Raw genomic sequence first — 24890 nt, 5'->3', positions numbered from 1 at the left:
GCCCGCCAGCAGGCCGAGCCGCCGGTCGAGCGGGCGGCCGGGCGCCCGCGCGGCGGGCCCGCCGGTGACGGCGGCCGCGCCGATCCTCGTGCTGTTCCGCCCCGCACGCGGCCGGGTCACGGCGTCGCGTCCCTTGCCAATTCGCCCCCGAAAACGTCGCCCGTCGGCCCCTGCGCCGCCACTGACCAGTCAAGATCGTACGTACCGGCCCCTCGGATGATCCAGAAGGCCGACGCCAAGAACGCCGTCGGACCAGGTAGATCACGACGCGCCGCCGCCGCCTCGGCGGAGGGCGTGCCGCGGGCGCGACAAGGAGGTTCCGGCAGTCCTAGGGACGGACGGAACCTGGGACCGGTGACCGGCTCCCGACAACGATGAGTCGCACCCGACCGTTGTGCGACGTTCCTTTTTCGAGGGAGCAGCCAGATATGAGCACTGTTGCCGCTTACGCGGCGCCCGCCGCCGGGGCGCCGGTCGAACGCACCACGATCGAGCGCCGTCCCGTCGGCGCCCGCGACGTCCTGATCGAGATCAAGTACACCGGCATCTGCCACTCCGACATCCACCAGGCCCGCGGGCATTGGGGCAAGGGGATCTTCCCGATGGTGCCGGGGCACGAGATCGCCGGCGTCGTCGCCGAGGTCGGCCCCGAGGTGACGACGTTCGCCGTCGGGGACCGGGTGGGCGTCGGCTGCATGGTCGACTCGTGCCGCGCGTGCGCGGACTGCGCGGCAGGGCTGGAGCAGTACTGCCAAAACGGGCCCGTGGAGACCTACAACGGCGTCGACCGTGACGGGAACCCGACCTACGGCGGCTACTCCACGCACATCGTGGTGGACGAGGACTTCGTCCTGCGCATCCCCGACGCCCTGTCGCTGCCGGAGGCCGCGCCGCTGCTGTGCGCGGGCATCACCACCTACTCCCCGCTGCGGCACTGGAAGGCCGGTCCGGGCACGCGCGTCGCCGTCGTCGGGCTGGGCGGCCTCGGCCACATGGCCGTCAAGTTCGCGCACACGCTGGGCGCCGAGGTGACCGTCCTGTCCCAGACGCTGCGCAAGAAGGACGACGGCCTGAAGCTGGGCGCCGACCACTACCGCGCCACGAGCGACCCGGCGACGTTCGAGGAACTGGCCGGGCGGTTCGACCTGGTCCTGTCCACCGTCTCGGCGCCGCTGGACATGGACGCCTACCTGGCGCTGCTGAAGACGGACGGCGTGCTGGCGAACGTGGGCGCGCCCGAGGAGCCGGTGTCGCTCAACCTGTTCCGGTTGATGCTGGGCCGCCGCAGCCTGGCCGGTTCGGCGATCGGCGGCATCGCCGAGACCCAGGAGATGCTGGACTTCTGCGGCGAGCACGGCATCGGCGCCGAGATCGAGCTCATCCGGGCCGACCAGATCAACGAGGCGTGGGAGCGCATCCTGAACAGCGACGTGCGGTACCGGTTCGTGATCGACGTCGCCACGCTCTGACGGCGCGGCCGTCCGCTCGGCGGCGGCGCCCGGCGTTCCCCGGCGCCGCCGCCGACGCCGCCGAGCTCCCGAACGCAGGAGGGCCGGCCGTCCGGGGACGCGGAATACGGTCCGGCCGTTCCGGGTTGCAGTGCACGTCTTGATCTTTAGCGACCGGTGCGGCCGCCGCGACGCGGCGGGGGACGGGGGAGATATGACGGATTACGGCCACGACCTGCTGTTCGGCTCGTTCATCACTCCCCGGGCCGCCGCCCCGGAGGAGGTGCTCCACCTGGCGACGGTGTCCGAGGCCGCCGGCCTGGACCTGGTGACGTTCCAGGACCACCCCTACCAGTCCGGGTTCCTCGACACGTGGACGCTGCTGACCTATGTGGCCGCGCGCACCGAGCGCATCCGCCTGTCGGGCAACGTGCTGAACCTGCCGCTGCGACCGCCCGCCGTGCTGGCGCGCGCGGCGGCGAGCCTGGACCTGCTGAGCGGCGGACGGTTCGAGCTCGGCCTGGGCGCCGGCGGGTTCTGGGACGCCATCGAGGCCATGGGCGGACGCCGCCTGGCCCCCGGGGAGAGCGTCGACGCGCTCAGCGAGGCCATCGACGTGATCCGCGGCGTCTGGGACGTCGGCGACCGGACGCGCTTCCGCCTGGACGGCGCGTACTACCGGGTCGACGGCGCCAAGCGCGGCCCCGCCCCCGCCCACGACATCGGGATCTGGCTGGGCGCCTACAAGCCGCGGATGCTGCGCCTGGTCGGCCGCAAGGCCGACGGCTGGATGCCGTCGCTGCCCTACATGAGCGGCCCGCGCCAGCTCGCCGACGGCAACGCCGTCATCGACGAGGCCGCCGCCGCGGCCGGACGCGACCCCGCCTCCGTGCGCCGCCTGCTCAACATCGCCGGCCGGTTCGGGCCGCGCGGCGAGGGGCTGCTGTCCGGCCCGCCCCGGCAGTGGGCCGAGCAGCTGGCCGGGCTCACCTTGGAGTACGGGTTCAGCGGCTACATCGTCATGGCCGACGACCCCGCGGTCATCCAGACCTTCGGCCACGAGGTCGCCCCCGCCACGCGCGAGCTGGTCGCCTCCGCCCGCGCCGCCGCGGCGACCGGAAGCTGACCTCGGCGCGCCCCTCCGCCCCGGCCGCGCCGCCCGCCGCGGCCGGGCGCGCTTCCTTGCCGGGCCCCACGACCGTCGCTAGCGTTAGTTGAAAATTTCATTTTCGAGGAGAGCCACGGTGGTGCACGCGAAGCCTGCCTGCCGTCCCGGTCCTCGCCGACGGATCGCGCGCATCGCCGATCTGGCCGGTCTGCTGCTGCGCACGGGGCTGCTCTTCTCAGGCCGTCCCCTGCGCGCCCCCCGCCAAGTGCGCGCACTGCGCCGGTGGGGGACCACCCTGGCCGGTCTCACCGTGGCCAACGCGGTGCGGGAGCCCGACCGGCCGGCGCTGATCGACGACCGCGGCGCGCTCTCCTTCGCCGAGCTGGACGACCGCACCGGGCGGCTCGCCGCGGGCCTGCGGCCGGACGTCCCGCGCCCCCGCGTCGGCGTGCTGTGCCGCAACCACCGCGGCATGGCCGAGACCCTCATCGCCTGCGGCAAGAACGGGGCGGAGGTGCTGCTGCTCAACACGGGCTTCGGGGTCGGGCAGCTGCGCGCGGTGCTGGCCGAGCTGCGGGTGGACGTCCTCGTCGCCGACGCCGAGTTCGCCTCCGCGCTGGCGGCGGTGCCGTCCGAGCTGCGCCGCCGGGTGCTGTGGACCGGTGAGGGGGCCGACGCGGGCGACGGCCCCGGCGGGCCCACCCTCGAGGAGGTCATCGACGAGACCGCGGAGGCGCGGCGGACCCCGCCGCCGATCGCGGGGCGCACGATCGTGCTGACCTCCGGCACCACGGGGCAGCCCCGAGGGGCCCTGCTGTCGCCGAACCCGGGGCCGTGGGCGCTGGCGTCCCTGGCCTCGCGCCTGCCGCTGCGCGCCCGCCAGACGGCGATCATCGAGGCGCCGCTGTTCCACACCTGGGGGCTGGCCGCCCTGCAGATGGCGCTGGCGATGCGCTCCGCGGTGGTGCTGCACCGGCGCTTCGACCCGGTGCGGACGCTGCGCGCCGTGTCCGAGCACCGCGACGCCGTCCTGTTCGCCGTCCCGGTCATGCTGCAGCGCATCATGGAGCTGCCCGAGCCGGTGCTGCGCGGCTGCGACGCGTCCCGGCTGCGGATGGTGGCGGTCAGCGGCGCGCCGCTGCCGGGCGACCTGGCCGTGCGGTTCATGGACGTGTTCGGCGACACCCTCTACAACGTCTACGGGTCGACCGAGACCGCCTGGGTGTCGATCGCCGGGCCGAAGGAGCTGCGGGCCCATCCGGACACGGCGGGACGCCCGCCGCGGAGCACCTCGGTGGCCATCCTGGACCCGGCGGGAGGGCGGGTGCCCGACGGCGCGATCGGCCGCATCCACGTCGCCAACGAGGCGCTGTTCGAGGGCTACACCAGCGGCGAGCCGCCGCGGATCCGCGACGGGCGGCTGAGCACCGGCGACGTCGGCCACTTCGGACCGGACGGCCTGCTGTTCGTCGACGGCCGCGAGGACGGGCTGGTGGTGTCCGGCGGCGAGAAGGTCGTCCCCCGCCAGGTGGAGGACGCCATCGCCCGCATGCCCGGCGTGCTGGAGGTGGCGGTGGCGGGCGTGCCCGACGCCGCGTGGGGGCAGCGGCTGGCCGCCTACGTGGTGCCGCGCCGCGGCGCCCGGCTCACCGCGGACGCCGTCCGCCGGCACGTGCGCGACCAGGTGGCCGCCTACGCGGTGCCCCGCGACGTGCACTTCGTCCCCGAGCTGCCGCGGAACGCGACGGGCAAGGTCGTGCCCCGATGGCTGGACCCGGCCAGGCCCCGGGAGGTCCGCTCCGAAGGCCAGGTGAGCTGGCCGCACGCCGCGCCGTGACCGGCGCGTCCGAACACCCCTGATCGTCTTCTTATGCTGGGGTGATGCTGACTCGCCACGGGGTGCCCGCCGCCGCATTGGCGGCGCTCGTCGTCGCGGCCACGGCGGTGATGTGGCTGCGCGCCCCCGCCCATCCGCCGTGGCAGGCGCTCCTGGACGGGGTGCTCGTGCTGAGCGTGTGCGGCACGCTGGCGCTGTGGCGGCGCCGTCCCGTGGCCGGCTGCGTGTACGGGCTGGCGGCGACCGGCGCCTACTACATCCTCAGCCCGGTCGACGGGCCGCTGATCATCGTGACGATCGTGAACCTGTACGGGGTCGCGGCGACCGGGCGGGTGCGCACGGCCACGGCGCTCGGCGCGGTCCTGGTGATCGCCGCCGGGCTCGGCACCCTCGCCGGCAACCGGGACGTCAACAGCGTCGCGATCATCATGATGACCGGCTGGGTGGTGGCGCTGATCGCCCTCGGCGCCGTCCGGCACGGCCGCCGGGAGGCGCTGCGGGCGGCGGTGCGGCGCGCCGAGGAGGAGGCGCGCTGGCGGGCCACCGCCGAGCGGCTGCGCATCGCGCGCGAGCTGCACGACGTCGTCGGCCACCACCTGTCGATGATCAACGTGCAGGCGGGCACCGCGCTGCACCGGCTGCACCGCGACCCCGAGCAGGCCGGCCGGGCGCTCGCCGTGATCAAGGAGGCCAGCCGGGACACGCTGCGCGAGATGCGCGCCGCGCTGGGCGTGCTGCGCGCCGTCGACGAGGAGCCGGGCACCGCGCCCGCCGGGCGGCTGGACCGGCTGGACGACCTGGTCCGCCACGCCGAGCTGGCGTCGCTGGAGACGACGGTGCGCGTGGAGGGCGAGCCGCGGCCGCTGCCCGCCGGGGTGGACCTGGCCGCCTACCGCATCCTGCAGGAGTCGATCACGAACGTGACCCGGCACGCCGCGGCCCGGCGCGTCACCCTGCGGATCGGCTACGGTACGGCGCACCTGCTGGTGGAGGTCGAGGACGACGGGAGGGGCGCCGCGGTGGACTCGGGCGGGGACGGCAACGGCATCCGCGGCATGCGGGAGCGCGCGCGGGCGCTGGGCGGCGAGCTGACCGCGGGGCCGCTGCCCGGCGGCGGGTTCCGGGTGCGGGCCCGGCTGCCGTACGGGGCGGACCGATGATCCGGGTGCTGCTCGCCGACGACCAGGGGCTGGTGCGGGCCGGGTTCCGCTCCCTGCTCGACGACGAGGACGACATCGCCGTCGTCGGCGAGGCGGCCGACGGGGAGACCGCCGTGGCGGCCGCGCGGGAGCTGCGCCCCGACGTCGTCCTCATGGACATCCGCATGCCCGGCATGGACGGCCTGGCCGCCGCCCGCCGGATCATGGCCGCCGACGCGTCGGTGCGCGTGGTGATCCTCACGACGTTCGACATGGACGAGTTCGTGTACGGGGCGCTGCGCGCGGGCGTGGCGGGGTTCCTGGTCAAGGACACCGAACCGGAGGAGCTGCTGCGCGCGGTGCGGGTGGCGGCCCGCGGCGACGCGCTCATCAGCCCGTCGGTGACGCGGCGGCTCATCGCCGAGTACGCCGGCCGCAAGGCGCCGCCCGCGCCGGACGCGCGGCTGAACGCGCTGACCCCGCGCGAGCGGGAGATCGCGGAGCTGGTCGCCGGGGGATTCGCGAACGACGAGATCGCGCGGCGCCTGTCCCTCAGCCCCGCGACCGTCAAGAGCCAGGTCAGCCGCATCATGACCAAGCTGGGCGTGCGCGACCGCGCGCAGCTGGTCGTGCTGGCCTACGAGAGCGGCATGGTGCGTCCCGGCTGGCTCGGCTGAGGCCGTCGCAACTTGCGCGGCACCCGGCCGCAACCGGGGGTGTAGGGGCGCGTCCGCGCCGCGCAACGAACGGGGTAACCAGCCGCCGCCTCGCGGCCGATGTGCACCGCCGTGCCGTTCTCGCAGGCTGAGGGCATGAACGAGAAACCTTCCACGCCCTCGTCGGCGAGCAGGGCCGGGGCCGCGGTGGTCGGCTTCCTGGTCGGCGGGGCGGGCGGCTTCGTGGCGACCGAGGCGTTCGCCGCGTTCTGCCACTTCGTCCTCGGCGTGACCCTCGACGTGGAGGACACGCCCGCGCTGTTGGTCGTGTTCGCGGGTCTTCCCCCGCTGCTGGCGGTGGTCGGCGCGATCCTCGGGGTCCGCATCGCCGCCCGGGAGAGCGGAGGGGACCGGTGAGGACGGGAGTGTTCGGACGCCTGGCCGACTGGTCGTACCGCCGCCGCTGGATCGCGCTCGGCCTGTGGGCGCTGGTGCTGGCGGCGGTCACCGTCGCCTCCCGCGCCGTCGGCACCGACTACCGCAACGACTTCACCCTGCCGGGCACCCAGTCGCAGCGCGCGAGCGACCTGCTGGCCGAGCACGGCGCCGCGCAGACGGGCGACTCCCTGCAGATCGTGGTCAAGGCGCCGGGCGGGCTGCGCGCGCCGGATGCCGAGCGCCGCGTCCGGGACATGCTCGGCCGGGTGGACGGCCTGCCGGGCGTCGCGGCGGTCCGCGCCCCCTACGACGACGCCGCCGCGATCTCCCGCGACGGGACCATCGGGTACGCCACCGTCGCCCTCGCCGGCAAGGCCGAGAGCATCCCCCGCGACGACGTGGCGCGCATCGTCGACACCGCCCGGTCGGCGTCCGCCGACGGCCTGCGGGTCGAGGTCGGCGGGGAGGCGGCGCGCGGCGCGGAGGAGAGCGGCGGCGGCGCCGAGGGCGCGGGCATGCTGGCCGCGCTGGTCATCCTGGTGCTGCTGTTCGGGTCGCTGGTCGCCGCCGCCCTGCCGCTGGTCACCGCGCTGTTCGCGGTCGGCTCGGCGATCGGGCTGATCGGCCTGGCCTCGCAGGTGGCGACCGTCGCCGACTTCACCCCGCCGATCCTGATGCTGGTCGGCCTCGGCGTCGGCGTCGACTACGCGCTGCTGGTGTTCCACCGCTACCGGCAGGAGCTGCTGGACGGCGCCGAGCCGCGCGACGCCGCCCGGCGCGCCCTGGACGCCGCCGGCCGCACCGTCTTCGTCGCCGCGTGCACCGTCGTCATCGCGCTGCTCGGGCTGATCGCGCTCGGCCTCGGCGCGCTGCAGGGCGTGGCCGTCGCGGTCGCGCTGACCGTGCTGGTCACGATGCTCGCCGCGCTGGTGCTGCTGCCGGCCCTGCTGGGCCTGTTCGGCGGGCGCATCCAGCGGCAGGTGCGCCGGCGCGCCGAGCGGGCCGCCGCGCGCGGCAGGGAGCCGGGCGCGGGCTGGCGGCGGCTGGCCGCGGCCGTGCAGCGCCGCCCGCTGCCCGCGCTGCTGGTGGCGCTCGCGGCGCTGCTGGCGCTGTCGGCGCCCGCCCTGGACATGCGCCTCGGTTTCGCCGACGCGGGCAACGACCCGGCGTCGACGACCACCCGCAAGGCCTACGACCTGCTCGCCGAGGGGTTCGGCCCCGGCTTCAACGGCCCGCTGGTCGTCGTCGCCGAGACCGACGCCGCGCAGGCGGGGCGCGTCCGGCAGGTCCTGGAGCGCACCGAAGGCGTGGCCGCGACCACGCCGCCGCTGCCGTCCCGGGACGGCGCCCTGCACACGCTGATCGTCTTCCCCGACGCCGCGCCGCAGGACGAGCGGACCGCCGACCTGGTGCACACCCTGCGCGAGGACGTGCTGCCCGACGGGTTCCTGGTCGGCGGCCCCACCGCCGCCACCCAGGACTTCAGCGACACGGTGGCCGCGCGGCTGCCGGTGTTCGTCGCGATCGTGGTGGGCCTGTCGGCGCTGCTGCTGCTCGTGGTGTTCCGGTCGGTGCTGATCCCGATCAAGGCGGCGCTGCTCAACCTGCTCAGCATCGCCGCCTCGCTGGGCGCGATCACGCTGGTGTTCCAGGACGGCCGGTTCGGGGTGCCGCCGGGCCCGATCGAGGCGTTCATCCCCGTGATGATCTTCGCGATCGTGTTCGGGCTGTCCATGGACTACGAGGTGTTCCTGCTGTCGCGCATCCACGAGGAGTGGACCGCCGCGCGCGACCCGGGCCGCGCCGTCCGCGAGGGCCTCACCGCCACCGGCCAGGTCATCACCGCCGCCGGCGCCATCATGATCGTGGTGTTCGCCGCGTTCGTGCTGAGCCCGAGCCGGATGCTGCAGCAGTTCGGCCTGGGCCTGGCCGTGGCGATCCTGCTGGACGCCGTGGTGATCCGCTGCCTGATCGTCCCCGCGGTCATGCAGCTGCTGGGCCGCCATGCCTGGTGGCTGCCCGGCCCGCTGGCCAGGCGCCTTCCGCAGGTGGCGCTCGAACGCCCCGCCGCCTGAGCACGGCGGCCGCGTGCGGCCGTCCAGGGGAGCCGGCCCCCGGACGGCCGCACGTCGTGATCTACGACGTAAAGGCCGCCGCCGGAAGCACGCGGATCCGCCGGATCAGTCCTTCAGGGCGGCGGCGACGGCGTCGGCGAGCGAGGTGGTGGGGCGGCCGATCAGGGCGCGCAGGTGCCCCGAGTCGGTGGTCAGGTCGCCGCGCGCGACCCCGGTGTCGCTGTCGGCCAACGCCTTGGCGTACGGCTCGGGCAGGCCGGCCGACACCAGAGCCTTGGCGTACTCCTCCTCGGACAGGTTCCGGTAGACGATCTCCCGGCCGGTCTGCCGGGACAGCTCGGCGGCCAGCTCGGCCATGGTGAACGAGGCGTCGCCGCCCAGCTCGTAGATCTTTCCGGCGTGACCGTCCTCGGTCAGGACGGCGGCAGCGGCGGCGGCGTAGTCGGCCCGCGCGGCGGCGGCGATCCGGCCGTCGCCGGCGGCGCCCACGAGCGCGCCGCTCTCCAGCGCGGGCGCCAGGTTCTCGGTGTAGTTCTCGAAGTACCAGCCGTTGCGCAGGAACGCGTACGGCAGGCCGGACTCGCGGATCACCGCCTCGGTGGCCCGGTGCTCCTCGGCCAGCGTCATCCGCGTGGTGTCGCAGTTGAGGATGCCGGTGTAGGCGATCAGCTCGACCCCGGCGGCGACGGCCGCCTCGACGACGTTGCGGTGCTGGGGGACGCGCCGGCCGACCTCGCTTCCGGAGATGAACAGCAGCCTCCGCGTCCCGGCGAGGGCGGAGGCGAGGGTGTCCGGCGCGTCGTAATCGGCCCGGCGCACCTGGACGCCTCGTTCCGCCAGGTCCGCGGCCTTGTCGGGGGTGCGGACCGCGGCGACGATCCGCTCGGCGGGCACACCGCGTTCCAGCAGCGCCTCGACGGCAAGGCGGCCGAGCTTGCCGGTGGCTCCCGTCACGGTGATCACAGTGATGTCCTCTCGTCGGTTCGTACGATCGAAATGTTGGGCACTAACTATTAGATAGCACTAACCAGAGGGGAGGGTCTGGCGGCGCGGCCACGGCCGGGCCGGTTACCGTTGAGACATGACCAGCACGAGCCCGGACGTGACCGATCCCGCCCCCGGCACCGGGTGCCGCGCGCCCGAGACCGACGTCACCGACGAACTCGTCTGGGACGTGTTCGCCCGCGCCTGCCCGTCCCGCCGCACCCTGGAGAACGTCACCGGCAAATGGGGGACGCTCGCCTTGGTCGCGCTCACCGAGGGCAGGCACCGGTTCAACGCGCTGCGCCGGCGCGTCGACGGGGTGAGCGAGAAGATGCTGGCGCAGACCCTGCACACCCTCGAACGCGACGGCCTGGTCGTCCGCGACGTGCGCGCCACGATCCCCCCGCACGTCGAGTACAGCCTGACGCCGCTCGGCGAACGCGTCGCGGCCAAGCTCCGCGAGCTCATCGATCTGATCGAAAGCGAGATGCCCGCCGTGCTGGCCGCCCGCGCCCGCTACGACCGCACCTGACCGGCCGCCGCGGCCGGTGCGGCGCTCCAGCGGTCACGGACCCGGCTCGTCGGCGGCGCGGAATCGCAGAAAGAACCGCCGCGGGCGCCGGCCGACGACCGGTCGGGCAGCGTGGAAGGCATGGCTCCCAGGTGACGGGGCGGCGTCGCCCAGGGCGCGTCAGCCGAGGTCGGCCAGGTCCAGGGCGGCGGCGAGCTCGGAGAAGTCGCCGTCGGGATAGGCCTGTTCGGCCCAGATGGTCTTGCCGTTCGGGGTCGGGCGCGACCCCCAGCGCTGGGAGAGCTGGGCGACGAGGAGCAGGCCGCGTCCGCCCTCGTCCATGGCGCGGGCCCGGCGCAGGTGCGGGGCGGTGTCGCTGCCGTCGGAGACCTCGCAGATCAGCGTCCGGTCCCGGATCAGACGCAGCTGGATCGGGCCGCGGGCGTGCCGGATCGCGTTGGTGACCAGCTCGCTGACCAGCAGTTCGGTGACGAACGCGGCGGCGTCCAGGCCCCACCGGGACAGCCGGTCGGTGACCTTCCTGCGGGCGTCGGCGACGATCGCCGGATCGGACGGCAGATCCCAGGCGGCGACGTGGTCGGCGTCCAACGCGTGCGTGCGCGCCACGAGCAGGGCGACGTCGTCGGCCGGGCGGTCGGGCAGCACGGCGTCCAGGATCCGGTCGCACGTCGCCTCCAGCGACGGCAGGGGCCGGGCCAGCGAGCGGCGCAGGCGTTCCAGCCCCGCGGCGAGGTCGTGGTCGCGGGACTCCACCAGCCCGTCGGTGTACAGCACGAGCGTGCTGCCCTCCGGCACCTCGACCTCGGCGGACTCGAACGGCAGGCCGCCGAGGCCGAGCGGCGGGCCCGGCGGCAGGTCGAGGAACTCCACGGCGCCGTCCGGGCCGACGAGCACCGGCACCGGATGGCCGGCGCGGGCCAGCGCGCACCGGCGCGAGATCGGGTCGTAGACGGCGTACAGGCAGGTGGCGCCGATGTCGACGCCGGCGTCGTCGTCCTCGGCGCAGATCCGGCCGACCAGGTCGTCGAGGCGGATGAGCATCTCCTCCGGCGGCGGGTCCACGTCGGCCAGCGTGCGCACGGCGGCGCGCAGGCGGCCCATGGTGGCCGAGGCGTGCAGGCCGTGCCCGACGACGTCGCCGACGACCATGGCGACCCGGGCCCCCGACAGCGGGATCACGTCGAACCAGTCCCCGCCGACGCGGGCATGGGAGCTGGCGGGCAGGTACCGGGTGGCCACCTCCACGGCCGACTGCTCGGGGAGCCGCCGCGGCAGCAGGCTGCGCTGCAGGGCCAGGGCGGTGGTGCGCTCGCGGCCGTAGCGGCGGGCGTTGTCGAGGCAGACGGCGGCCCGGGCGGTGAGCTCCCCGGCGAGCACCACGTCGTCCCGTTGGAACGGCTCCGGCCTGCGGCCGCGCGCGAAGGTGGCGACGCCGAGCGTGACCCCGCGGGCGCGGATCGGCAGCGTCAGCACCGAGTGGATCCTGTGCGCGCGGACGGCGGCCACGCGCGCGGGGTTGTGGCTGATCGAGACGAGGAACCCCGGGTCGCCGGTGCCGGTCAGCACGGGCTCGCCGGTGGCGAGGCAGCGGGCCGCCGGGGAGAAGGCCGGATGCCCCTCGACCTCCCCCGGTTCCAGCACCACCTCGGGCGCCCCGGGCAGGACGGACCGGTAGGCGACGCGGCGCAGCGCGACCGGGCCGATGATCGGGCCGGGGCTGGGCTCGTCCCCGTCGAGCACGGAGTCCAGCAGGTCGACGATGGCCAGGTCGGCCAGCCGGGGGACCGCGATGTCGGCCAGTTCCCGGGCGGTGCGGGCGAGGTCGAGGGTGGTGCCGATCCGCGTGCTGGCCTCGTTCAGCAGGGTCAGCCGCTCCCTGGCCCAGTGCTGGTCGGTGATGTCGAGCACCCCGATCCACACGGCCCGGACCCTGCCCTCGTGGTCCCGCAACGGGGAGATGGACACCGACCACGCGTGCGCGCGGGCCTCGCCCGGCACCCGGCGGTGGGTCTCCCGGTGCACCGGCTCGCCCGTATCGATCACGCGGCGCATGTACCGCTCCAGCGACGCCCACTGGGGACCGGACATCACCTCGGTCAGGCGCCGACCGCGCAGATCGTCTTCGGTGATCCCGAACATCCGGCACATGCGGTCGTTGACCCGCAGGCACAGCAGGTCCGCGTCATGGATCGCCAGGGCGAACGGCGACTGGGTGAAGGCCCAGTTCAGCAGGTGCTCGCCGTGCTCGGCGCGGTCGTCGCCGTCGGCGTGGGGCGCGAGGGAGGGGCTCTCGCCGAAGGTCGTCAGGAACCACTGCAGGCCGCCGCCGGGACCGCGGCTCGGGTGCGCCAGCAGGTCCACGGCCACGCGGCCGCCGTCCTTGCGCCGCAGCCGCACCTCGCCGTTCCAGTCGGCGCGCTCGGCCAGGCTCCGCCGGACCGGCGACGGAAGCTCGTCGGCCAGCAGGGCGGCCGCCGGACGGCCCACCACCTCCTCGGCGGCGTATCCGAGCAGCCTGTGGGCGCCTGGGCTCCAGCACAGGACGACGCCGCGCTCGTCCACCACGGCCGTGGCCGCGTCGACGGCGAGTTCGACGCCCTCGGTCCGGTCCCAGGGGTAGCCGGTGTCCCCGTTCATCACTGTTCTCCCGCCGTGGCGGGAGACCTCCCCCGTACGTTGTCGCAGGTCGCCGCGCAGACGGTATATCTGACCGTATCAATACGGTACAAATCAATCAAAATGGTAAAAATTCCATCATCCTCGGGCCCGGTCTGCGAAAATCGCGGACGCCCCTGCTGATCATGCACTCAGGGAGCTTTCAGGTTCGCCGGGTAACGTGACCGCGGTGAGCCGGGAAGCCTGGTCGGCAAGGGGAGACATCCCGCGTCCGAAGTGAGCCGCGACGTCGGCCGCCGTGGAACGCGCCGGCCGCCGTCACGCCCTCACCGCGCCGCGCCCCGCGCTCATCCGACGAACCGGTTCGGACAGCACAGGAGTGTTGCATGCGGATTCTCGTCCTCGGCGGTGACGGGTACCTCGGCTGGCCCACGTCACTGCACCTTTCCCGGTGCGGCCACGACGTCGCCGTCGCCGACAACTTCGCGCGGCGGCAGTACGATTTCGAGCTCGGCGTCGAAAGCCTGGTCCCGATCGAATCGCTGCAGACCCGCGTCGCGGCGTGGCGCGAGGCGACCGGCGCGTCCATCGAGGTGTTCGTGGGCGACCTGACCGACGCGGACTTCACCTACGGGATCCTGCGCTCGTTCCGGCCGCACGCCGTGGTGCACTTCGCCGAGCAGCGCGCCGCGCCCTACTCGATGATCGACCGCAAGCACGCGGTCTACACGCAGGTCAACAACGTCGTCGGCACCCTCAACCTGCTGTACGCCATCGCCGAGGTGGACCGCGACATCCACCTGGTCAAGCTCGGCACGATGGGCGAGTACGGCACCCCCAACATCGACATCGAGGAGGGCTGGCTCGACCTGGAGTACAAGGGGCGCAAGGACCGGGTGCTGTACCCCAAGCGCCCCGGCTCCTTCTACCACCTGTCCAAGGTGCACGACAGCCACAACATCGAGTTCGCGTGCCGGATCTGGGGGCTGCGCGCCACCGACCTCAACCAGGGCGTCGTGTACGGGCAGCAGACCCCCGAGACCGCGCTGGACGACCGGCTGGCGACCCGGTTCGACTACGACGCGGTGTTCGGCACCGTCCTCAACCGGTTCGTCATCCAGGCGGTGCTCGGGCACCCGCTGACCGTCTACGGGCGCGGCGGCCAGCGCCGCGGCATCATCGACATCCGCGACACGGTCCGCTGCATCCAGCTGGCCTGCGAGAACCCCGCCGAGCGGGGCGAGTTCCGGGTGTTCAACCAGATGACCGAGGCGATGTCCGTCAAGGAGATCGCCGAGACCGTGGTCCGCTGCTTCCCGGGCGAGGCGCGCATCGAGCACCTGGACAACCCGCGCGTCGAGCAGGAGGAGCACTACTACAACGTCACCCACACCGGGCTGCTGGAGCTGGGGCTCACCCCGCACCTGCTCTCCGATACGCTGATCACCTCGCTGTTCGACGTGACCAAGCGGCACGCGCACCGGGTGCGGCTCGAGGCGCTCAGGCCCAAGGTCGACTGGCGCCGCCACGCCAGCCCCGTGCAGGAGACGTGACCGACCGGGAGTCGCGATGAGCTCACCCGAGGGCGCGTTCACGCGCGCCACCGGCCGCGCCGTGTCCGGCGAGGACGGCGGCGCCGACAAGCCCCGCTACCGGCGCTACCAGTACGACCTCATCGCCCCGCATTGCGGCCGCAGCGTGCTGGAGGTCGGCGCCGGGCTCGGCGAGTTCGCCGCGCAGTTCACCGGCCTGGACCGGCTCGTCGTCACCGACGTCGACCCGGACGCGGTGGCGGTGATGAAGACGCGCTTCGCCGAGCGGCCCGAGGTCGAGGTGCAGCAGTTCGACCTGGCGGGCAGGGCGCGCCTGGACCGGCCGGTCGACTCGGCGGTCGCGATCAACGTGCTGGAGCACTTCGAGGACGACGCGCACGTGCTCGCCGTGCTGGCGCGTTCGGTCGTCCCGGGCGGCACGATCGTGCTCTGGGTGCCCGGCTACCCGAGCCTGTTCAGCGACTTCGACCGGCGCGTCGGCCACGTCCGCCGCTACACGCCCGCCACGCTGCGGGACGCGATCGCCCGGGCGGGGCTGGTGTGCGAGCTGTCGCGGCCGGTGAACCTGCTGGGCGGCGTCGCCTGGTGGGCGGCGATGAGGCTCGGCAAGGTGCAGGGGCCCAACGGCGGGGCCGTGGGCCTGTACGACCGCGTGCTCGTCCCCGCCACCCGGGTGGTCGACCGGCTGCTGCCGATCCCGTTCGGGCAGTCGGTGCTGGCCGTCGCCCGGGTGCCGCGCGCCGGGGGCGGAGAGGGCGCGGTGAGCCGATGACCGCCGCCGCTCCGACCCGGGCTGCCGGACCCGCCGCGCGGGGCCGCGGCCGCCGCTCGCTGCGCCGCGTGTTCACCAAGTACACGATCGGCTCGGTGGCGGCGGCCGCGGCCAGCGAGGCGGTGCTGCTGGCGGCCTACGGGACGGGGCTGCTCGGCCCGTCGGCCGCGTCGGTCGCGGCGTGGACGGCGGGCGCGGCGGTCAACTACCTGCTCAACCGGTGGGCGTGGGACCGCCGCGGCCGCGTCGACCCGCTCCGCGAGCTGCTGCCGTACTGGCTGATCGCGGTGGCGACCATGGCGCTCAGCGCGTGGGCCACCGGCGTCGCCGACGACCGGGTCGGCGGGCTGGTGGAGTCGGGCTGGCTGCGCACCGGGCTGGTCGGCGGGGTGTTCGCCGCCGTCTACGGGGTGATGTTCGTGGTGAAGTTCGTCCTCTTCCACTACCTGGTCTTCGCGGACGGCCCGCGCCGCCCCCGCCCGGCGCGCCGCTCCCGCCACCAGGTGCCGAACACCACGCGGGAGTAGCGGTAGCCGTACACCAGGTTGCCGCCCTTCTTGGTCGTCCCGGCCGTGCGCCGCCGCATCGTCGCCGGGACCTCCCGCACCCGGTACCCCCGGGAGATCACGCCGATCAGCAGCTCGGACGCCTGGTACTGCGGCTGCCGCAGCGTGACGTTCGCGGTGACCTCGGCGCGCATGGCGCGCAGGCCGAAGGAGGTGTCGGTGATGCGCCGCCCGGTCAGCAGGCTCACCAGCCAGGCGAACACGTGCACGCCCGCGCGCCGCACCCGGTCGTCGGTCTCCTGGCGGCCCAGCCGCCGCGACCCGGTGACGAAGTCGGCCTCGCCGCGCAGCACCGGCGCCAGCACCCGTTCGATCTGCGCCGGGTCGTACTGGCCGTCGGCGTCGGTGGTGACGATGTAGTCGGCGCCGCCCTCGCGGGCGATGCGGTAGCCCAGGCGCAGCGCGGCGCCCTGCCCGCGGTTCACCGGGACGTCGCACACCATCGCGCCGTTCTTGCGGGCGATCTCGGCGGTGGCGTCGGTCGAGCCGTCCACCACCACGATCGTCGCGGTCTCGTGCCCGGCGACGGTCGCGGGGAGGGAGGCGACGACCTCGCCGATGCCCTGCTCCTCGTTGTAGGCGGCGATGACGATCGCGACCGGCGGCAGCCGCGTCCCGTACTCGGCGCGGAACGCCGCCACCGCCGCCTCGTCGACGTCCTTGATCGCGCGGTTCGGCTGCGCGGTCATGACTCGACGCGCCCTCCGCTCTCCTCCGAGGCGCCGTGCGCCCCGCCCTCGCCCGTGCGATGCGCGGGGGCGAAGTCGGGCCACACCGTCGCCAACCCGGAGCGCAGGTCGTGACGCGGCTCGTAGCCCAGGGCGCGGGCCGCGGAGATGTCGAGCACGACGGCGGGCATCTCCCCGGCCTTGGGCGGCACGTGCTCCACGGGGATCGGCGCGCCGGTGACCTCCCGCGCGATCTCGATCAGGTCGTTGACGCTCGTCGACCGGCCCGACCCGACGACCAGCGGGCCGGTCACGCCCTTGCGCCAGGCCAGCAGCACGGCCTGGACGATGTCGTCGACGTGCACGTAGTCGCGCACCTGGCGGCCGTCGCCGTACACCTGGACGCCGGTCCCGGTCGCGGCGGCGCGCATCAACCGCGGTACGAAGCTGTCCTTGTGCCGCATCCCCGGGCCGTACACGTTGGCGAACCGCAGCGCGCACGCCCGCATGCCGTACACGCCCGAGTAGGCGCTGAGCAGCATCTCCGCGGCCGCCTTCGTCGCCCCGTACGGGGTGAGCGGCCGCAGCGGCACGCGCTCGTTGATCGGTGCGTCGCCCACGTCGCCGGTGACGGCGTTGGTCGAGGCGAACACGACCCGGCGCACCGCCTGCTCGCGGGCCAGTTCCAGCAGACCGGCGGTGGCCTCGACGTTGAGCCGGTACACCCCGGCCGGGTCCTCGATGGACCGCAGCACCGAGGTCGCCGCGGCCAGGTGGACGATGCCGTCCGGCCCGGTGCCGACCGCCCGCTTGCGCACGTCCGGATCGCACAGGTCGCCCACCACCGAGCGGACCGCCGGATCGGGATGGGGCCTCTGGTCGGCGACCACCACCTCCGCACCGGCCTCCAGGAGGGCCGCCACCAGGCGGCCGCCGATGAACCCCGCCCCGCCGGTGACGAGCACCCGCGCGCCCTCGAGCCGCGCCTCCTCCGGCGACTGCTGCCCCTCCACCGCCGACGACTCCCTCACTGCGTTCACTCGCGACACTCTCGTCAGCCTGTATGAAGGTCGACCCTAATGGACGGCGATCGCTTCCAGGGCGGCGGCGTCCCGTCCGCCCGGTGTGTCGGCGGCGGCCCCGGTTCGGCATGATGACCGGCGGAGGGGAGGACACCAGGTGACCCATGTTGCGGCGGCGGGCCTGCCGCTGGTGATCGGACTCGTCCTGGCCGTGACCGCTCAGCGCGCCGGGTGGCGGCCGTCGCTCGCCGCGGCGCTGGCGGTCGGCGCGGCGCTGCGGCTGACGCTCCTTGCGGTCGCCGCCCGCGACTCCTGGCAGCCCTACGACCTGGCCGAGGACTTCCGCTCCACCGCCGACACCGTCCTCGCCGGCCGAGATCCGCTGGTGTACCTGCGCGAGGGCGGCTGGCATTTCCTGCCCTTCCTCGCCTACGTCCTGGCCGGGCAGCGGGCGCTCGGCGACCTGCTGGGCGTGCCGTGGAGCGTGATCGGCCGGGCGGTGCCGATCGCGTGCGACCTCGCCCTGATCCCGCTCGTGGGCAAGCTGGCCGCCGACCGCGATCGCGACGCGAGCGGGCTGCGGGCCTTCCAGTACGCGTGCGCACCGGTCGGGGTGATGGTCAGCGCGATCCACGGGCAGTTCGCCCCCATCACGCTGCTGTTCGGGGCGGCCGCGCTGGTCGCCGCGCGCCGCGGCCGCGCGCACGCCGCGGGGCTCCTCGCCGGGTTCGCGGTGACCTCCGCGAGCTGGGCGGCGCTGCTGCTGCCCGGCGTGCTGCTCGTCCTGGCCGGCGGACGCCGGCGGATCACCGCCCTGGCCTGGACGGCCGCCGTGCCGCTCGGGTTCCTGCTGAGCGGCTGCGCGTTCCTGGGCACGCCGGTGGGCGATCTGCCCGCGACGGTCGCCAAGTCGCTGTCGGCGCGGCCCGTCGTCGGCGACTGGGGCTGGACGGCGGTCGCGACCGGCGGGCACCAGGTCGTCGACCCCGCCTACGGCCGGATCGGCACGCTCGTCCTCGCCGGGGGAGTGCTGGCCGCCGCGTGGTGGTGGCGCCGCGCCGACCCCGTCGCCCTGACGCTCGCCCTGCTGCTGGCCTTCCTGATCGTCACGCACCGTTTCGGGGCGCAGTACCTGGCCTGGCCGATGCCGTGCCTGATCGCCCTCGCCGGCCGCGGCACCCGGCTCGCCGTCGCCGCGTCCGGCGTCTGGGCGGCGTTCGGCTACCTCTATATGACGCGCCTGGACGACTCCGCCTGGCGGGACGTCCACGTCTGGTGGGCGCTGTCGTCGCTCGCCGTCGCGGCGCTGCTCGTCCGCGCGTTGCCGCCACGTCCGGCGCCGGGAGAGCAGGGGAGCGGCGAGCGGGACGACGAGGCCGCGCGCGAGCCCGACCAGACGCCCGCGCGGTAGCCGATGACCGGCGGCGGCTCGGCAGGTTCGATCGGCCGCCCGGTGAGCCGGGAATCAACGACGGGTCGGATCACCCGGCCCGTCGAAAGGCGTCCCGCGGCAGCGCCGGATCAGTGGCCGCCTTTCCCTATGCGCCTCTCAAGAAGGCGCCTCGTCGACGCAAGCGCGGTGGCGGTGCCGCATGCCGGGAACGCCCGTCACTGATCCGGCCTCGCCGACGCCGACGGAACCGCCCGCTCTGCTGCCGGGACCCGCGGCGCGTCAGGAGCGGTGCTCGTCCACCAGGAGCGTCTGCAGAACCTGGCCGATCTCGCCGGAGGTGTCGGCGAGGGACGCCTGGGCGAGGGCGCTGCCGCCCGGGCTGGCGTGGACGCGGGCGTCCATGCAGAGCCATTCGCCGACGGGGTCGCGGTGCAGGGCCACGGTCACGTCGGTGTTGATGACCAGCAGCTTGGCGAAATCGAGCTGGGCGCCGACGCCGGAGGCGCTGTCGGCCAGCACGAGCGCGCGCACGAGAGGCGAGTCGGACTCGCCGGCGACCAAGGGAATGCGAGAGCGCGCCCATGCCCGGCCCGGCCCCCGGCGGGTGAAGGAGCCGTCCGTGTGGCGCCATTCCATCGCCGACAGGTAGCCGTCCAGGTGGGCGCCCGGCCACGCGGCGACGGTGTCGGCGTCGTCGGGCAGCGGGGGAGGGGCCGGCGCGTGGTCGGTCGGTTCGACGTGGGCGGGGGCGGCGGCGATCCGCCAGCCGGTGGCGCGGGCGACCGGCCGCCCGTCGTGCGACAGCTCCGCTTCCAGCAGGCTCACCCTCCGGCCGGGGCGCACGGTGCGGACCGCGACCCGCAGGGGCGCCACGGGCACCGGGTTGAGGATCTCCACGGTGACTCGCGCCACCCGCGTTCCGGGAGCGGGGTCGTGCCGTTCGAAGGCCCGGCCGAGCAGCGCCGACACCGGGCCGCCGTGCTGGAAGTCCGGAGACCACGGCCCCGCCGTGGCAGGCGTGCTGGCGAAGGCGTCCTCGCCGAGCGGTTCGTAGAACGATTCGGCCGGCGGCATGGTCGACACCGTCACCTCCCCATCAGTAGAACGCCATTCTAGAGGAGGGGCGTCGATTCGGCGATGACAGCGCGCGAGCACTCACCGGCGGGGACGGGTGCGGCGGGACCGGATCCCCGTCGTATGCGGGCCGCATTTCCGTAAAACCCCGCCGCCGCACGTTCCGGCCTTCGGAGAAAGCGGGAGGCCCGAACCCGTTATCAACGGGGGCGCGGACCGGCGCGCATGCCCAGTCGCATGGCCTCCCGCTGTCCGTACACGCACAGAGCCCAGATGACGAACACGTCCAGAGCGATAATCAGGACCGACCAGACCGGGTAGTACGGAATGAACAGGAAGTTCGCCACCGCGCTGAGCACCGCCATGCCGACGCCGACGATCCGGGCCCACAGACGTCCGGTCATGATCCCCCAGCCGGTCAGCACGAGCAGGAGGCCGAGGCCGATGTGGATCCAGCCCCATGCGGTCACGTCGACCGAGAAGGCGTAGCTGGCGGTGACCGCGTAGAAGCGGTGCTCGGCGAGCGCGGCGATGCCGGCGATCAGCTGGAAGATGCCCACTGTGATCAATAGGATGCCCGCGAACAGCACGACCCCCAGGGCCCACTCGGCCCGTCTCTCCTCGGTCGCGGGCGGCTGCGTCTTCTCCGACATGCGACTCTCCTCACAAGTCTCGCGACAGGTCTCGCGGCGTTTCCCAGGGGACCGCCGCGCCCTCGGTGTCGACGAAGAGGCGGCGGACGGACACGCGCCGCCGCTCTCTGCGGCTGCGCGTCGAAGTGACGACGACCCGCACGGCACTCCCCCTGTCGAGCACGGGTCGCGTCTGCCCTGCCTCTTACCCCGCGAATGCACGGTTAGCCGGACGGGAAGGGCGCCGCGGCGGGCGCGCACACCGACGCGCGTCGTGCGCGCGACAAGGTGCGCGACGGCAATGGCGATCCGGTCCCCCGGCATCGGGGCGCCCGTCGAGCGGACTCCTCGACGGTGCGAAAGGCGCCCGGCCGCCAAGGCCGACTGCCGGCGCCGCGCCCGGAATGCTTCTCGTCGGTCCCCGCCGCGTGCTTCGGCAACGGCATGCGATGGTGATCGGTGTCTCGTGTTCCCGCAAATCGGCACCTGGTGTGCCGACACGATGAAATTTGTGGTACGAGTTCACCTGACCAGCACCGGTTCGCTGGTTCATCCTTGTCACATCGTGACCGGATGGCAGTGTCGATCCACGCCGTGATCTCACGCGACGACGCGATGATCTCGCGTGGGACCATGGATTGACCGCACAGTGGGAGGAATCCGAGTACATGGCTACGCGACCGCACATGGCCAAGCTGGACGATGTCACCAAGTTCGCCGAAGGGCTGAGCGACGACTTCCTGATGTGCCGCACCTGGGCGCACGCCTGGGATCCGCGCACCTCGGCGGTGCAGCGCGCGAACGGCCGCATCCACTGGACGGTGGAGTGCTCCACCTGCGGCACCATCCGCACCCGTGTCATGACACCGAGCGGCGGCATCGTCGGTAACCGCTACAGCTACCCCGAGGGCTACCAGTCCGGTGGCATCGGCCGGATCGGCCAGCGCGGCCTCGCCGCGATCCGCATGGAGTCGCTCAAGCGCATCGGTGGCGCCTGATGCAGGAAGTTTTGATCGTCACCTACTGCGACCGCTGCTACCAAGACGATCAGGCCAAGACCGACGCGACGCTGACCGTCCAGGTGAGCATCGGCAACGACGAGGCCCGGCTGGACCTGTGCGAGCGCTGCGACCAGGCCCTGCTGGAGCCGCTGCGGGAGCTGCTGCGCACCCGCGGCCCCGCCCAGCGGGCGCTGGAGCGCGCCGCCGGCGCCGGCGGGTCCGATCGCCCCGCTCGGGTCCGTCCCGACGTCTCGGTGCGCTGCGGGGAGTGCGGGACGGAGATCGCGCTGCGCAACCGCGGCAGCCATTCCCGTGCCAGCCACGGTTGCGATCCGCAGGACATCAAGTGGTATTTCGGTGACGACGTCACCGAGGTGTGGGCCTGCTCCTGCGGCCTGGCGTTCCCCAACGAGCACGGCCGGACGACCCACGCGCACCGCGTCGGCCATCCTCTCCCCGAGGAGACCGGTCCGCAGGCACCGCCGCGCGCTGCATGACAACGGCGGTCCCCGCCGGTCGCGCCGTACCGGTGGAGACCGCCGTGCCGGGAACCCCTGCCCGGAACCGCCCTCGCGACGGGGCGGGACCGGGCAGGGGGCCCGGTCCCGCGACCGCGGGCGTTCCCGCGCCGGTCAGTCGGTGCCGGACTCGATCGCGGCGTGGTCGAGCAGCTCGCCGTCCCCCGCGCCCTCGCCGCGGGAGGCGATCGCCTCGGCCCCGCCCTCGGACATCGTGCCGATCAGACCGGTGGAGGCCGCCTGCGCGGCGCCGACCAGCGGCGGGCGCGGGCCGCCGACCAGGCCGAGCGAGGCGTACTGTTCGAGCTTGGCGCGCGAGTCGGCGATGTCCAGGTTGCGCATGGTCAGCTGGCCGATGCGGTCGACGGGCCCGAAGGCGGAGTCCTCGGTGCGCTCCATGGACAGCTTGTCGGGGTGGTAGCTGAGCGCGGGCCCGGAGGTGTCCAGGATGGAGTAGTCCTCGCCGCGCCGCAGCCGCAGGGTCACCTCGCCGGTGACCGCCGACGCGACCCACCGCTGCAGCGACTCGCGCAGCATCAGCGCCTGCGGGTCCAGCCAGCGGCCCTCGTACAGCAGCCTGCCGAGACGCCGTCCCTCGGTGTGGTAGATGGCGATGGTGTCCTCGTTGTGGATCGCGTTGACCAGGCGCTCGTAGGCGGCGTGCAGCAGCGCCATGCCCGGCGCCTCGTAGATGCCCCGGCTCTTGGCCTCGATGACCCGGTTCTCGATCTGGTCGGACATGCCCAGGCCGTGCCGGCCGCCGATGGCGTTGGCCTCCAGCACCAGGTCGACGGGGGAGGCGAACTCCTTGCCGTTGATGGTGACCGGCCGGCCCTGCTCGAACCCGATGGTGACGTCCTCGGGGACGATCTCGACGTCGGGGTCCCAGAACCGCACGCCCATGATCGGCTCGACGATCTCGATGCCGGCGTCGAGGTGCTCCAGCGCCTTGGCCTCGTGGGTCGCGCCCCAGATGTTGGCGTCGGTGGAGTAGGCCTTCTCGGGGCTGTCCCGGTAGGGCAGGCCCCGGTCGAGCAGCCACTGCGACATCTCGGCCCGGCCGCCGAGCTCGCTGACGAAGTCGGCGTCCAGCCACGGCTTGTAGATGCGCAGGGACGGGTTGGCGAGCAGGCCGTAGCGGTAGAACCGCTCGATGTCGTTGCCCTTGAACGTCGAGCCGTCCCCCCAGATCTGCACGTCGTCCTCGAGCATGGCGCGCACCAGCAGGGTGCCCGTCACGGCCCGGCCGAGCGGGGTGGTGTTGAAGTACGCGCGGCCGCCGGAGCGGATGTGGAACGCCCCGCACGCCAGGGCCGCCAGCCCCTCCTCGACGAGCGCGGTGCGGCAGTCGACCAGCCGCGCGATCTCGGCGCCGTACGCCGTGGCGCGCCCGGGCACCGACGCGATGTCGGGCTCGTCGTACTGGCCGACGTCCGCGGTGTAGGTGCACGGGACGGCACCCTTCTCGCGCATCCACGCGACCGCGACCGAGGTGTCGAGGCCACCGGAGAAGGCGATCCCGACGCGTTCACCGACAGGCAGGGAAGTGAGCACCTTGGACACGAGTACAAGTATGCACACCAATGCATGATCATGCAAACGCGGGTCTGGCGGCGATCGTGGCACCGGTCCGGGCCGTCCTCGCTGCAGGCCCGATCGGGTGATCGCCGACAAGGACCTGCAGGACGGCCGCGATCCGCCGGTCACTGCGGCGCCGCAAGATCGCTACGACGATCCCCGAACGCGCCGATCAGCAGGCCGGACGGGTCCGCCGCGGCTCACGTGGAGGGCGTCCGCCGACCTTCGATCCAGCCGTCTACAAGCGCCGCAACGTGGTCGAACGCTGCATCGGCCGTCTCAAGCATCGGCGCGGCGTCGCCACCCGGTTCGACAAACTCGCCCGCAACTAGCGAGCAGAGATCGTTTTGGTCGGTGTCTCGTTCTGGATCAACGCATGATCCACCGGACACGGCCTAGCGGGGCCGCTGGGAGGCGGCGGCCTCGGGCCGCAGGTCGCGCAGGCCGAGCCGGTGCGCGGGCTCCTCGGCGAGCGCGATCTCGCGGGTGACCCGCAGGTCGGACCCGACGTGCAGGAGCTCGCCGGGCGCCATCGCCCGCCAGGCGGGGTCGTCGTCCATGCGCTCGCTGGCGACCACCACCGCGGGGGCGGCGGACAGGTCGGCGGAGTGGATCCGCATGCGACCCGCCGTGCCACAATGGTCGAGATGCCGGTCGCCGTGGTGCCCGCCGCGGCGGCGTTCCAGCACGTACAGCGGGTGGGTGTCGGGATACCGCAGCGCCCACAGCCCTTGCGCGGTCGTCAGCACCAGGTTGAGCGAGAACACCGGCAGGTGTCCGGCGACCCAGCGGGCGGCGCGGACGACGCCGCCGGAGACGTCGCCGCCGCACGCGCGGATCTCCCTGGTGATCAGAGCGAAGAACCGCTCCGAGTCGGTGTCGCCGCCGACCAGCGACCGGGCCGGCCCCAGTTCCGCCTCCAGCTCGTCCAGGCCCTCGATGACGCCGTTGTGCGCGAACAGGCGCCCGTCCTGCTCGAACGGGTGCGTGTTGCGCGCGTCCAGCCCTCCGGTGGAGGCGAAGCGGATGTGCGCGAGGAAGGTGGACGACCGCACCTGCCGGGCCTCCCGCGCGAACGCCCGGTCCGCGTAGGCGGCGATGGGCGCCTTGTCCAGCCGGGGCGTGCCGTCCGCGTCGAAGAAGCCGAGACCGGTGCCGTCGGGTTCGCGGTGGCTCTGGTCGGCGAGGCTGTCGGGGGCGTCCAGGAGCCAGAAGGTGGCGCGGGTGCGCCGCGGGGAGCTGCTCATCCCGAACAGGCGGCACATGTCGCCCCTTTCCGT

Annotated in this window: 22 protein-coding genes and 1 pseudogene; 15 read left to right on the top strand and 8 right to left on the bottom strand. The window is 73.8% G+C overall.

Features of this window, described 5'->3' with window-relative positions; all coding sequences use genetic code 11:
• Positions 1-428: 428 nt before the first annotated feature.
• The 7 genes from AR3_RS14380 to AR3_RS14350 all read left to right on the top strand — a co-directional run bounded on the left by AR3_RS14380 (position 429) and on the right by AR3_RS14350 (position 8701).
• Complete coding sequence (locus tag AR3_RS14380) at positions 429-1469, top strand: NAD(P)-dependent alcohol dehydrogenase (RefSeq protein WP_067914385.1); 1041 nt, start codon at positions 429-431, stop codon at positions 1467-1469.
• A gap of 193 nt (positions 1470-1662) precedes the next feature.
• Entirely contained in the window at positions 1663-2574 is a 912-nt protein-coding gene (locus tag AR3_RS14375) for an LLM class flavin-dependent oxidoreductase (protein ID WP_067914382.1), read from the top strand.
• A 121-nt stretch (positions 2575-2695) separates the two neighbouring features.
• Entirely contained in the window at positions 2696-4393 is a 1698-nt protein-coding gene (locus AR3_RS14370) for an AMP-binding protein (protein ID WP_227023268.1), read from the top strand.
• Positions 4394-4437: 44 nt separating this feature from the next.
• A complete protein-coding gene (locus tag AR3_RS14365; protein ID WP_067914377.1) occupies positions 4438-5553 on the top strand; it encodes a sensor histidine kinase in 1116 nt (371 codons plus the stop codon).
• The gene (locus AR3_RS14360; protein ID WP_067914374.1) at positions 5550-6209 is read left to right on the top strand and encodes a response regulator; all 660 of its coding nucleotides are present in this window, start codon (positions 5550-5552) and stop codon (positions 6207-6209) included. Before AR3_RS14365 ends, AR3_RS14360 begins: the two co-directional genes overlap by 4 nt.
• A 135-nt stretch (positions 6210-6344) precedes the next feature.
• Complete coding sequence (locus AR3_RS14355) at positions 6345-6605, top strand: hypothetical protein (RefSeq protein WP_146150331.1); 261 nt, start codon at positions 6345-6347, stop codon at positions 6603-6605.
• A complete protein-coding gene (locus AR3_RS14350) occupies positions 6602-8701 on the top strand; it encodes an MMPL family transporter (RefSeq protein WP_217998538.1) in 2100 nt (699 codons plus the stop codon). The genes AR3_RS14355 and AR3_RS14350 overlap by 4 nt, the downstream gene beginning before the upstream one ends.
• A gap of 105 nt (positions 8702-8806) precedes the next feature.
• Here AR3_RS14350 and AR3_RS14345 read toward each other — a convergent pair whose 3' ends face one another.
• Positions 8807-9655, bottom strand: a complete 849-nt coding sequence (locus tag AR3_RS14345; protein ID WP_227023269.1) for an SDR family oxidoreductase — start codon at positions 9653-9655, stop codon at positions 8807-8809.
• 127 nt (positions 9656-9782) lie between these two features.
• On the opposite strand from AR3_RS14345, the gene AR3_RS14340 reads away from it, so the two are divergent.
• Positions 9783-10217: a winged helix-turn-helix transcriptional regulator gene (locus AR3_RS14340; RefSeq protein ID WP_067914369.1), complete on the top strand. Its 435-nt coding sequence runs from the start codon at positions 9783-9785 to the stop codon at positions 10215-10217.
• 159 nt (positions 10218-10376) lie between these two features.
• On the opposite strand, the gene AR3_RS14335 is transcribed toward AR3_RS14340, so the two are convergent.
• Complete coding sequence (locus AR3_RS14335; RefSeq protein ID WP_067914366.1) at positions 10377-12854, bottom strand: SpoIIE family protein phosphatase; 2478 nt, start codon at positions 12852-12854, stop codon at positions 10377-10379.
• Positions 12855-13219: 365 nt separating this feature from the next.
• Here AR3_RS14335 and AR3_RS14330 point away from each other — a divergent pair, with 365 nt between their 5' ends.
• Genes AR3_RS14330 through AR3_RS14320 form a run of 3 tightly spaced genes read left to right on the top strand, consistent with a single transcriptional unit; the run spans position 13220 to position 15685 of the window.
• Positions 13220-14386 carry an NAD-dependent epimerase/dehydratase family protein gene (locus AR3_RS14330; protein WP_067914363.1) on the top strand — a complete coding sequence of 389 codons (1167 nt, stop codon included), beginning with the start codon at positions 13220-13222 and terminating at the stop codon, positions 14384-14386.
• 16 nt (positions 14387-14402) lie between these two features.
• Positions 14403-15158: a class I SAM-dependent methyltransferase gene (locus tag AR3_RS14325; protein WP_067914360.1), complete on the top strand. Its 756-nt coding sequence runs from the start codon at positions 14403-14405 to the stop codon at positions 15156-15158.
• A complete protein-coding gene (locus tag AR3_RS14320) occupies positions 15155-15685 on the top strand; it encodes a GtrA family protein (RefSeq protein WP_067914357.1) in 531 nt (176 codons plus the stop codon). The genes AR3_RS14325 and AR3_RS14320 overlap by 4 nt, the downstream gene beginning before the upstream one ends.
• Here the strand turns inward: AR3_RS14320 and AR3_RS14315 are convergent.
• A complete protein-coding gene (locus tag AR3_RS14315) occupies positions 15601-16413 on the bottom strand; it encodes a glycosyltransferase family 2 protein (protein WP_067914354.1) in 813 nt (270 codons plus the stop codon). The two genes, AR3_RS14320 and AR3_RS14315, sit on opposite strands and share 85 nt — an antisense overlap.
• The gene (locus AR3_RS14310) at positions 16410-17432 is read right to left on the bottom strand and encodes an NAD-dependent epimerase/dehydratase family protein (RefSeq protein ID WP_217998537.1); all 1023 of its coding nucleotides are present in this window, start codon (positions 17430-17432) and stop codon (positions 16410-16412) included. Before AR3_RS14310 ends, AR3_RS14315 begins: the two co-directional genes overlap by 4 nt.
• A gap of 139 nt (positions 17433-17571) precedes the next feature.
• Between AR3_RS14310 and AR3_RS14305 the strand changes: the two genes are divergently transcribed.
• Positions 17572-18825 (top strand): glycosyltransferase 87 family protein, encoded by a 1254-nt coding sequence (locus AR3_RS14305; protein WP_067914352.1) that lies wholly within the window; start codon positions 17572-17574, stop codon positions 18823-18825.
• A 261-nt stretch (positions 18826-19086) separates the two neighbouring features.
• Here the strand turns inward: AR3_RS14305 and AR3_RS14300 are convergent, their stop codons facing one another.
• Positions 19087-19881, bottom strand: a complete 795-nt coding sequence (locus AR3_RS14300) for a thioesterase family protein (protein ID WP_067914403.1) — start codon at positions 19879-19881, stop codon at positions 19087-19089.
• Positions 19882-20081: 200 nt separating this feature from the next.
• Positions 20082-20534: a DUF7144 family membrane protein gene (locus tag AR3_RS14295; protein ID WP_067914349.1), complete on the bottom strand. Its 453-nt coding sequence runs from the start codon at positions 20532-20534 to the stop codon at positions 20082-20084.
• A 665-nt stretch (positions 20535-21199) separates the two neighbouring features.
• Here AR3_RS14295 and AR3_RS14290 point away from each other — a divergent pair.
• Positions 21200-21511, top strand: coding sequence for a hypothetical protein (locus AR3_RS14290; RefSeq protein WP_067914346.1), 312 nt, complete (start codon positions 21200-21202; stop codon positions 21509-21511).
• A complete protein-coding gene (locus AR3_RS14285) occupies positions 21511-22011 on the top strand; it encodes a hypothetical protein (protein WP_146150332.1) in 501 nt (166 codons plus the stop codon). The genes AR3_RS14290 and AR3_RS14285 overlap by 1 nt, the downstream gene beginning before the upstream one ends.
• Before the next feature lie 135 nt (positions 22012-22146).
• Here AR3_RS14285 and argG read toward each other — a convergent pair whose 3' ends face one another.
• Complete coding sequence (gene argG, locus AR3_RS14280; RefSeq protein ID WP_067914340.1) at positions 22147-23595, bottom strand: argininosuccinate synthase; 1449 nt, start codon at positions 23593-23595, stop codon at positions 22147-22149.
• Between the two features lie 254 nt (positions 23596-23849).
• Here argG and AR3_RS32925 point away from each other — a divergent pair.
• A pseudogene (locus AR3_RS32925) lies at positions 23850-23942 on the top strand (IS5/IS1182 family transposase); the annotation flags it as partial.
• Positions 23943-24005: 63 nt separating this feature from the next.
• On the opposite strand, the gene AR3_RS14275 reads toward AR3_RS32925, so the two are convergent.
• Positions 24006-24875, bottom strand: a complete 870-nt coding sequence (locus tag AR3_RS14275) for a class II glutamine amidotransferase (RefSeq protein ID WP_067914337.1) — start codon at positions 24873-24875, stop codon at positions 24006-24008.
• Positions 24876-24890: the final 15 nt, after the last annotated feature.

Source organism: Actinomadura rubrobrunea NBRC 15275 (genome assembly GCF_001552235.1).
Classification (GTDB): domain Bacteria; phylum Actinomycetota; class Actinomycetes; order Streptosporangiales; family Streptosporangiaceae; genus Spirillospora; species Spirillospora viridilutea.
This window is presented reverse-complemented; position numbering and strand designations above follow the sequence as displayed.